This window comes from Phaeobacter inhibens DSM 16374, assembly GCF_000473105.1.
Lineage (GTDB): Bacteria > Pseudomonadota > Alphaproteobacteria > Rhodobacterales > Rhodobacteraceae > Phaeobacter > Phaeobacter inhibens.
Map to the genome: position 1 here is coordinate 3,347,698 of NZ_KI421498.1, position 10,687 is coordinate 3,358,384.

The following is a 10,687-nucleotide window of genomic DNA, read 5'->3' on the forward strand; positions in this document are numbered from 1 at the left end:
CGCGTTGCGGCGCAACCCTGTGGCGAAAATGGACGGCGATACCGGAGCGGCCCAAGGCGGCCGGGGCGTCGCTCGTCGCCGCTGTCGGAGGAACCATGTCGCGCGAGGCCCCCCCAACCTATCCGCTGATCCGCAATGTCGGGCTGTCGGGAATGCTGGTCAGTTTTGGTGATCAGCTGGATGAGGCCACCAATCGGGCCACGCTTGCCTTTCGCAGTGCGGTCAATGCGTTGGGGCTGAGCGGCGTGGTGGAAACTGCGACCTCTTTGGCCTCGGTTTTTGTGCGCTTTGATGCGGTGGCGCTGCCGCATGATCGGTTGCGCGGGGCGCTGGCAGATCTGTTGCTGACCCGGGATTGGTATCAGGCGCCGCTTCCGGATGGGCGGCGGTTCTGGCGGGTGCCGACGGTGTACGGCACTGAGCTCGCACCACAGCTGGCAGAGGCGGCGGATCTGGCAGGGTTGAGCGAGGCGGCTGCGATTGAGGAGCTGGGCGCGGCGCGGGTTCGGGTGCTGACCATCGGATTTGCGCCGGGGCAGCCCTATCTTGGGACGTTGGGCGAAAACTGGGATATCCCGCGACAGAGCGAAGTCACTCCGCAGGTGCCGGTTGGCGCACTGGTGCTGGCGATCCGGCAGTTCGTGCTGTTTTCAACCGCATCACCAACCGGCTGGCGCCATGTCGGGCAGACCGGTCTGACGCTGTTTCAGCCGGAGGCTGCCGACCCCTTTGCGTTGCGCGCGGGGGATGAGCTGCAGTTTGAACCGGTGAGCCGCGCGGCGTTTTTGCGGTTGCGGGACAGCGGCGCCGAACAGGGCGGTGCAATTGTCAGCGAGGTCACATCATGAGGGCGCTGCGGGTTCTGCGGATCGGCCCCTCCTGCACGGTGCAGGACCGGGGCCGGGTTGGCTACCTCGGGCAGGGGCTGTCGCAGGGCGGCGCGGCGGATACGCTGGCGCTGGCCGAAGGCGCGGCGCTGTTGCGACAGGATGCCGGGCTTGCAGCGCTGGAGATGGCCGGGATAGGCGGACAGTTCGAGGCGAGCGCGTCGATGCGGATCGCCCTGACCGGCGCTGAGATGGTGGCAACGCTGGACGGTACGCCGCTGGTCTGGAATGCCTCGCACCGGATTGAGCCGGGGCAGCGGTTGGAGATCGGTGCCGCAAAACGGGGCGTTTACGGATATCTGCATGTGGGGGGCGGGTTTGCCACGCATATGCAGCTGGGCGCGCGGGCGGCGCATCTGGTGGCGGCCCTTGGCGCGCCGGTGGCCGAAGGCGATACACTGCCGGTGGGAGCTGAGGTGCTGCCGGCGGCGCGGCAGGTCACGGGGTTGGGGGCTGCGCGTGGCGGACCGGTTTTCCGGCGGGGAGCTGCGGCTGGTCGAAAGTTTCCAGTCTGATTTGTTCCCAGCCGAGGTGCGCCGTCGCTTTGCCGAGACGCCCTTCACACCGGGGCGGCGCGCCAGTCGCATGGCGTTGCAGCTGATGTCCGAGGGGGCCGGATTTGCTGCTGAAGGGCAGCTGAATGTGCTGTCGGAGATCATTGTCCCGGGAGATGTACAGATGACGGGCGATGGCCGCCCGTTCCTGCTGCTGCGCGAGGCACAGACCACCGGGGGCTACCCACGGATCGGTACGGTTCTGCCCTGCGATCTGTCGCGGGCGGTTCAGGCGGCAGCTGGGGCTGTGCTGCGGTTTCGCTGGGTCACGCTTGAGGAAGGGCTGGCCCAGCAGGCCGCCCATGAGGCCGCTGTTGCGGGGCTGCCCTCTGCCTGCCACCCGTTGTTGCGCGATCCGGCTGATATGGCTGACCTTCTGTCCTATCAGTTGATTGGTGGCGTGGTTTCCGCCGCAGCGGATCCTTTTGAACCCCGAAATGAGCCTGGAGCTGAGACATGAGCAAGACCGTCGATCTGAACGCCGATATGGGCGAGAGCTTTGGCCCCTGGACCATGGGAGATGATGCCGCGCTGCTGGAGGTTGTCTCCTCGGCGAATATCGCCTGCGGCTTTCATGCGGGGGATCCGGATGTGATGGCGGCGACCATGGCGCGGGCCCGCGATCACGGGGTGGGGATTGGCGCGCATCCGGGGTTTGATGATCTTCAGGGCTTTGGCCGCCGCAGGATGCAGGTGCCACAGGATACGCTGGCCAATCTGATCCGCTACCAGCTGGGCGCGGCGCAGGGCATGGCGCGGGCGGCGGGCACTGAGGTGCGGCACCTGAAGTTGCATGGGGCGCTGTCCAATATGGCCTCAGTGGATCATGCCATGGCGCGGGCCTGCTACGAGGCGGCGTTGGAGCTGGACCCGGATCTGATCATCATGGTGCTGGCGGCCACCGCCATGGAAGAGGTGGTGCGCGAGCTGGGCTGCAACTGGTGCGGTGAGATCTTTGCCGACCGGGCCTATAATGATGACGGGACGCTGGTGGACCGGTCGCTGCCGGGTGCGGTGATCCACGATCCGGCGCTTGCCGGGCCGCGCATCCTTCAAATGGTGCAAGAGGGGGCAATCATCACCGAAAGCGGCGCACGCATCCCCACCGCCATCGACACGATCTGCCTGCATGGGGATACGCCCACAGCGGTTGAGCTGGCGCGCGCGGTGCGTCGGGCACTGTCTGAGGGCGGTATTGAGGTTCGGGCTTTTGACGGGCGGCGGGGTTAGGCGGCGTCAATGTGGATTGGATGTTGATTTTAGTGATTTAAATCAATGAATTAATCTAAATATTGATAGTATTGGATTTTGGAGCCTATCCCTGGCACGGATTTCTGGGATAAACCTGTGGCAGCCTTTTGCTGCAACAGGATCCGCCTATGTCCCTCCGTTTGTTTTCGACCCGGTCCCGCCCGATACATATGGGACCGTTTCCGATGGAGCGGGTGCAGCCGGGCCCGATGCCAGATCTTGCGGCAGTGCCGCCGTTTCAGCCGCTGAATTTCCGACGGGCTGATATGCCCAGCTCCATCGTCAATGCGATGGGCGAGTATCAGGCGATGATGGATGCGATCCGCGACGGGCTGGTCAACAAGGCGCAGGCTGACTGTCCGAGCGACCCGCAGGAGCGGGCCGACCATATCAAGGCCTTTGGCTATTTCAGCGATGCCGCAATGGTGGGGATCGGGCCGCTACCCGCATCGGCCCGCCTGGCACAGCCCTATCGCAACCCGGACATCGACCGGCTGTCCCATGATCTGAAGACCCGCCAGACCAAGACACTGGCTTCGGGCATCGACATGATCATGGCGGATCTGCGCGATGCGATGGAGGCGCCGCCGACCACGATTGGCGATCACACCCATTCGATTGTCTTTCTCTATGATATGCCCCGCGATCCGCGTCCGGATGAGGCGGGATGTGACTGGCTGGAGGGGGCCGAGCGTCACCGCGCCTGTCTGCGGGCCTCGGAGACGGCGGTGGTGCTGGCGAATTACATCCGCCTGCTGGGCTGGGATGCAAAGGCGCATACCGGCACCTCGGCGGATGTGGATCTCAATCAGCTGACCGTTGCTGCGGGGCTTGCCACGGTTGAGGACGGCAAGCTGGTGAACCCCTATCTGGGCACACGGTTTGGTGTGGCGGTGGTGACCACCGATTTTGAGATGGCGCGCGACCGGCCGCTGTTGCCGCAGGATCTGCAACCGGTGATGCAGGTCAAAGGGCCGAAATGGTGGCTGGGGATCGGGTCGGAACGTTCAGCGCTGAATGGTGATCCTTTTGCCCGCCGCGATTTCCGCGATGGGCCGCATCCGTTTGAGACGCTGAAGCGGGTCGCGGATCCCACCACCTATATAGATGAGGCCCGTGTGGCGCGGGTGCCCAAACGCGCCGATATGTTTGCCCGCAGCCAGTTCGGCGACATGGGCAAGACCAATCAGACGGCGGCAACCGGCGGGTTTTATGTGCGCAAGGCCGCGCCTTCGATGGCGCAGCGGCGGATGCTGGGGGCTTTTGTGCTGCTGCAGGATGGCGCGCCCGCCCCGCAGGCTCCGCGCCCCACAGATGCGGAGCGCAACGCCGCCAATATCAAGGCGGCGAGCTATTGGCTGGGGATTGATGCGGTGGGGATCAGCCGCTGCCCGGATTGGACCTGGTACAGCCATGACGCCACCGGCGCCGAGATCCACCCGGAGCATGATCAGGCGATTTCGATGATTGTCGATCAGGGCTTTGACACGACAGAAGGCACCTCTGGGGATGACTGGATTGCGGTGGCGCAGTCCATGCGGGCCTACCTGCGGTTTTCGTTGCTGGGCGGTGTGATTGCGCGCCAGATCCGCAACCTCGGCTACAAGGCGAAGGCCCATACGGTGATGGATGGCGAGGTTTTGCAACCGCCCCTACTGCTGCTGTCGGGGCTGGGCGAGGTCAGCCGGATTGGTGAGGTGATCCTGAACCCCTTCCTTGGGCCGCGCCTGAAGTCGGGGGTTGTGACCACCGATATGCCGATGGCCCATGACAAGCCGATCGATTTCGGCCTGCAGGCGTTTTGCGAGGCTTGCAACAAATGTGCGCGCGAATGCCCGTCGGGGGCCATCACCGCAGGGCCGAAGCTGATGTTCAATGGCTATGAGATCTGGAAATCGGACAGCCAGAAATGCACCACCTATCGGATTACCACGCCCGGCGGGGCGATGTGTGGGCGGTGTATGAAGACCTGCCCCTGGAACCTGGAGGGCATATTCAAGGAAAAACCCTTCCGCTGGGCGGCGATGAATATGCCATCGGCGGCGCCTGCGCTTGCGCGGCTGGATGACATGGTCGGCAATGGCGAGATGAACCCGGCCAAGAAATGGTGGTGGGATCTGGAACTGGAGGAAGACGGCGGCTATCGCCCGACGCGCCATCCGGTCAATGCGCGCGCGCTGCAGAAGGATCTGGATCTGCGCTATGAGGATCAGACGCTGGCGGTGTACCCCGCACATCTGGCGCCGCACCCCTGGCCATATCCGTTCCCGATGGACCGGGAGGCGGGGATTGAGGCCTATCAGGCAATGATCACCGCCGAAGAGTACAAAGCCCGCCGGGCGCGGGGCGAAACCGGTGATTGGGATCACATCTATAGCAATGACGACGACAGCCCCGTGTTGCGGGTTGAGGTGTCCAACGTGGAGGTGATGAGTAGCGGCGTCACCAAATACGAATTCAAGAGTCTCGACGGCAGCCCCTTGCCCGAATGGACGGCAGGGGCGCATCTGGACATCGTGGTCGCGCCTGAATTTTTGCGGCAGTATTCCATGTCCGGCGATCCGGCGGATCGGTCGAAATATCAGATCGGAGTGTTGCGTGAGGATGTGGGACGAGGGGGATCGAAGCTGCTCCACCGGATTTTCACTAAGGGACGGCGGGTCTTTATCTCCAAACCGATCAACCATTTCCCACTGGTGGAGGAGGCCAGCCGCAGTTTCCTGATGGGGGGCGGCATCGGGGTGACACCGATGATTGCGATGGCGCATCGTCTACATGCGTTGGGACAGCCGTTTGAGCTGCATTACTCCGTGCCCTCGCGCAAGGACGCAGGCTACCTGAATGATCTGGCAGCGATGCCTTGGGCCGAGCATGTGCACATCCATGTCTCGGATGAGGGCAGCCGCGCCGATCTGGATAGATTGCTGGCAGGGTGTCAGGACGGCTGGCATGTCTACACCTGCGGGCCGGACCGCTACATGAGCGGCGTGATGGAGGCGGCAGAGCGGCAGGGCTTCGCTGAGGAGGCGCGCCATCTGGAGTATTTTTCCGTGCCGGAGGTGCCGGAGTATGAAAACTACGACTTCACCCTGAAACTCGCGCGCTCCGGTCGCAGCCTACATGTGCCAGCGGAGAAGACCGCCACGGATGTGCTGGCGGAGAACGGCATTCATATTGATGTGAAATGCTCTGACGGGATCTGCGGCGTGTGCAAATGCGGGCTGGTGTCAGGCGAGGTGGAGCACCGCGATTTTGTCCTGTCCAAGGCGCAGCGCAAAGAGGCGGTGATCCTGTGCCAGTCGCGGGCGGTGGAGAAAGATGGCGTGATCGAGGTCGATCTTTGACAGCGGAGGCTTGAGTCGGCGCGCGCCCAGATGTTTCGGGCCGCGTCACAGATGGCGCGGCCCGGTCGCTGTCACAGAGGGGTTGGCACCCCGATCATGGGGTTTCGGTGGCTGACCTCTCGCCCGCGCGGAGAAGGGCGGCGGCCAGCGCACTTTCGGAGACCGGTTTTTGCACAATCGGGCAGGGCGGGTAGATATCCACGATATCCTGCACTTCGCCGTAGCCGGTGGTCAGCACAAAGGGGATGCCACGCCGCGCCAGTTCTTCGGCCACGGGGACCGATTGTTCGGAGCCGAGATTGACGTCCAGCACCGCATATTCAAAGCCGCCCTCCGCCAGTGCGTCCAGCGCCTTGCCGACGGAGGAGGCGCTGGCGACCTCGAAGAAACCCATATCTTCGAGCATGGCGGTAAGATCCATGGCGATGATGAAACTGTCCTCAACCACCAGTGCTTTGCCACCCAGCTTCGGGGCTTCCTCGGCCTCGGAGAGGGGCGCGTCAGGAATGGTGTTGCTCTCGTTATGCTTGATCTTGTCGAGATAGCGGGTGGGGATACGGAACCGCGCCTCAAGGCCGGTTGTCTTATATTGGACCGAGGCGTCGCCTTTCAGCTCGTGCGGGATGGAGTTCTCCACGATGGTAGAGCCAAAGCCACGTCGTGCAGGCGGCGTCACGGGCGGGCCTCCGCGTTCAATCCAACTGATCAGAAGGGCGCCGCTGTCCTCTTCTTCCAGAACGATCTCGACACGGCCAACCCCATTGCTGAGGGCACCATGTTTTACCGAATTGGTGGTCAACTCATGCAGAACCAAGGCCAGAGTGGTGAAGGCCACCGGCGTGACCAGCGCATCAGGGCCGGTAAGGACAACCTCATCATCACGACCGGTGGTGTAGGCCTCCAGTTCGCAGGTGATCAGCGCCCGCAGGGAAGCGGGTTCCCATTGCTCACCCGTCAACTGGTCATGCGCGCGCGCCAGCGAATGGATGCGACCATCCAGGTTTTCGGTGAATTCGGTCAGCGTCCGCGCCGTGCCCTTGGTCTGGGTCACCAGTCCACGCATCAGGTTGAGGATGTTTCGGACCCGGTGGTTCAACTCGGAGATCAGCAGCTGTTGCTGCTCCTGCGCGCGCGCCCGCTCGGCATTGTTGGCCTCCGTCACCTTAAGGAAGATCTCCAGCAGCACGGTGCGCAGCATATTGGCGCTGTGAAGGCTGTTGTCTGCCCAGGGAGCAGAGCGCCATTCGACGGTTTCCTGCCAGGCCTCGAAGCTTTTGCGGGGGGTAAGCCGCACGCCGTTGGGACCGACCTCCATCGGTTTGGTCGGGTCGCCCGCCCATTCCACCGTCTGCGAGATATTGCGGCGGCACAGGATCAGATAGTCGCGCGGGCGTTTTGAAATCGGGATCGCGAGGATACCGGCGCAGCGGTCGATATAGTCGCGTGCTGGTTCGTGAAGGCTCTCCAGCTGGTTGGTCGAGAAGGCCGTGGCTCCAATGGTGAGATCCAGCATTTTGGCGAGTGACCGGGTCTCCTCCGCGGTGGGTGTGGTGCCGGTGGCGTGAAATTCGCCATCGGAGTAAAGCACCAGACCGTCATGGGGGATCACATCCTGAATGTCTTCTGAGACTGAAATCAGGCTTTCCTTGAACGTGCGGCCATCCGCCAGCATTGCCATCAACTGGGTCTGCAGGCGGCTCATGCTCTTTTCTTCGCGGCTGCGCTGGGTGGTCTCGAACTGGCTCAGTTCATATGAAAACACATGTGCGAACATCTCGATGGCGGTGCGGCGTTCATAGTCGATATACCGCGGGCGCTTGTGATGGCAGGCAAACAGGCCCCACAGCTCCCCGTCTTTCATAATCGATACCGACATGGAGGCGCGCACGCCCATGTTACGCAGATACTCCAGATGGATCGGCGAGACCGCGCGGGTCACCGCCAAAGACAGATCTAGGGGCGCCCCATCGATTTTGAACGCCGGGCTGATCGCCGCGCCCTCATCGTCCACATCGGCAATCAGCCGCAACAGCGACCGCTTATAAAGTGCGCGCGCCTGTACAGGGATATCGGAGGCGGGAAAGAACATGCCTTCGTATTTCTTGGTCTGGTCGCTGCGTATCTCGGCGATCACCTGTCCGGAGTGATCCGGCTGGAACTGATAGACCATGACACTGTCGAAACCCGAAAGCGCCTGCAGGCCGCGTGCAGCCCCCTGCGCCAGTCGCGAAATATCCTCGTCCCGGCGCAGCTGCGAGAAATGCGGGTAGATCTCGGACATCACATCGCGCTCGCTGCGCTCGAATTTCGGTTCGAATTCGATGACCAGATGACGGCCGCTCTGATGGATGCTGACATCAAACGCCTGGCTGCGGTCTTTCAGCGGGATGTTGAAGAACCGCAGGTTGCTGTCCGGGGCCTCCAATGCGCTCAGATTGCGACGAATGCGGGTGAAGGCGTCCTCCGCGATCAGATCTCCCAGCGAATGGCCGACAGCCGCCTGCGCCTCGATGCCCAGTATTTCAAGGAGATTGTCTGAGGCATGCTGCACCAGCCAGTCCGTCGAAACGGCAATCAGCGCGCCGTAAGATTGCACCCGGCCCAATTGGTGGATCGGTTCACGGTCGCAATTGGTCAGTGTGGTGGTGGAGACTGTCTGTTCCAAAGCCATTGTACAGGCCCTTTTTTTGATAAGCCGTTTGCACGTCGCGCCAACGGCGCTGTCTTATATGTATTACTCTATATCAGATCGTGATCAGATCGTGGATGGCCTCAGCGGATTGAGCCGCGCCGCAGTCTCAAAGAGACCGAACCCTTTACGGGTATCTGCAATAATGCACCGGGCCAATGCGCGCCCCTGCGGAAGCTGGTCCAGATCTGTGCAGGTTGCACGCCATGCCACCAGATGATCTCGGGGTGCGAAATAGGCAGGCAGCGCCGACTGGCCCGCCGCCTCGCTCAGGCGGCGGCGCAACACCTCATTTCCCATACGCGACCCCAGCACGAGGTAATCCACCGCCAAAGGGTGCAGCCGGGGCAGGGTGTCGACGGGGATGGTGGCCGGGTGGTCGCCATTGTCGGCGCAATCTGCGCGCAGCGCTGCTGTCAAATCGGCGAGCAGTGCGGTGGCGCGTCCACTCTTGAGACAACAGGTGCTGGCCAGCGCATGTAGTGCAGTATGCTGGCAGGTCAGAAACCAGGCCAGATGGGGCAGGGGGCTTTGGTGAAACGGGGCAAAGGCCAGTTCAGCGGCATTATGTTCGGGACGGGTGGCTCGTCGCAGCTCAAACCGAAACCCGGGCTTGTCCTGAAGGCTGCGATGCGTGCCACGGGGCTGCTGCATTTGTCCGCCTTCTGTTACGGAGGGGGCATCGCCTTTCAGCACAGTGTTCAGGGCGTCCCGGCCAGGGGCGTCCTTGGTATCCTCGGCCAGGGTGAGTGATGCGGGGAGGTGAAGATCTGTCATGGTCTCGTATCTTGGTCCTGCGCGCACGCGTTTTGAATTCTGCATGGACAGGATCCCTCGGTGATCCGGTGCATCCTGTTGTCGTCCCCGCGCTGATCTCTGCGCTGATCCTTGCGGCGTAGTCATGCTTGCAACTTACCAAAGCCCATGAGGAGGTGTGGCACAACCCCTAGCCCCAACAGTGACCTAGCGGCGTTCTGAGGGTTGACCAGTATTCCGTAGGGGGAGACGGATTTGTGCAAAAGCATCGCTTTGATCGGCAGTTTGCGGTTCGTGATTCCGACTCGAAGTGGGTCGAGGCGGCGGGCGCCTAGTGGTCGCGCACGTTCGAGCACCTACATATAGATACCGCGCTGTCGCGCTGGCGCTTGGGCAAGGTATGAGTCGTGAGAAACGTGCCCGAAATGAGAGGAATTTGGAGAAATCTCATATTATAAGCTGTTGATAAAAATGGATAATAATTGATTTTTGGGAAAACTTCATGAAAACGTCAAAAAACCGCTTGCGGCCATCCTTAACTCGCCTTAGAACCCCCTTCACCGGCGGCGCTGAGGCGCTACTGAGACACACCGGACGGGACGGCGGGGACGCTGGATTGGATGGGAAACACGGCGGAGAGGCGCTGGGACGGGCTGGAGAGACGGTCGGACGCATCGGAAAGACGGTGACATTTATGAGGGTTTGATCGGCGGGCGCGTCATGAGATTGGCGCATCTGTTGGTTATTGTCTCTGGATGTATGCTCTTTGACATTGATGATATCTGAAGAGATATGTGGGCGGTTTGGTTCATTCGATGGATCAACCTCTTCATATCAACGCTTTTAGCAAAGCCTTTCGCTCTAGTAGTGAGGTGGTTGCGCGATAATAAAGTGTCAGCTTCACTGTTTGTCGGCTTTCTGTACCTTTGGTACTGAAGCACGAGAAACAGAGAATGTTGAATGTTCGTTTCGAGTTCCTAGCCGGGTTCGAAGCCGTGCTGTTTGAGGCCCGTCCTCAAGTAGCGTTAGCGGTAGGACATTCAAAGATGTGCAGAGGTTCGAACGTCAAGGATACGCATGTAAGTGCGTTTCAACTTGAGAGTTTGATCCTGGCTCAGAACGAACGCTGGCGGCAGGCCTAACACATGCAAGTCGAGCGCACTCTTCGGAGTGAGCGGCGGACGGGTTAGTAACGCGTGGGAACGT

At 61.6% G+C, this 10,687-nt stretch carries 7 protein-coding genes; 5 read left to right on the forward strand and 2 right to left on the reverse strand.

The genetic code is table 11. The features are described from left to right. Positions 1 to 95: 95 nt before the first annotated feature. From INHI_RS0120040 to INHI_RS0120055, 5 genes are all read left to right on the forward strand, one after another. Positions 96 to 848 (forward strand): 5-oxoprolinase subunit B family protein, encoded by a 753-nt coding sequence (locus INHI_RS0120040; protein WP_027248718.1) that lies wholly within the window; start codon positions 96 to 98, stop codon positions 846 to 848. Then, complete coding sequence (locus INHI_RS21435) at positions 845 to 1,402, forward strand: 5-oxoprolinase subunit C family protein (protein WP_367834109.1); 558 nt, start codon at positions 845 to 847, stop codon at positions 1,400 to 1,402. The genes INHI_RS0120040 and INHI_RS21435 overlap by 4 nt, the downstream gene beginning before the upstream one ends. Then, entirely contained in the window at positions 1,347 to 1,901 is a 555-nt protein-coding gene (locus tag INHI_RS21440) for a 5-oxoprolinase subunit C family protein (protein ID WP_367834110.1), read from the forward strand. The genes INHI_RS21435 and INHI_RS21440 overlap by 56 nt, the downstream gene beginning before the upstream one ends. After that, positions 1,898 to 2,671, forward strand: a complete 774-nt coding sequence (locus INHI_RS0120050; protein WP_027248719.1) for a LamB/YcsF family protein — start codon at positions 1,898 to 1,900, stop codon at positions 2,669 to 2,671. Before INHI_RS21440 ends, INHI_RS0120050 begins: the two co-directional genes overlap by 4 nt. Before the next feature lie 149 nt (positions 2,672 to 2,820). Then, positions 2,821 to 6,036, forward strand: a complete 3,216-nt coding sequence (locus INHI_RS0120055) for a 2Fe-2S iron-sulfur cluster-binding protein (RefSeq protein ID WP_027248720.1) — start codon at positions 2,821 to 2,823, stop codon at positions 6,034 to 6,036. A 94-nt stretch (positions 6,037 to 6,130) separates the two neighbouring features. Here INHI_RS0120055 and INHI_RS0120060 read toward each other — a convergent pair whose 3' ends face one another. Next, positions 6,131 to 8,707, reverse strand: coding sequence for an HWE histidine kinase domain-containing protein (locus INHI_RS0120060; RefSeq protein WP_027248721.1), 2,577 nt, complete (start codon positions 8,705 to 8,707; stop codon positions 6,131 to 6,133). Between the two features lie 84 nt (positions 8,708 to 8,791). After that, entirely contained in the window at positions 8,792 to 9,502 is a 711-nt protein-coding gene (locus INHI_RS0120065; protein ID WP_254656901.1) for a heme oxygenase-like domain-containing protein, read from the reverse strand. Positions 9,503 to 10,687 lie beyond the last annotated feature (1,185 nt).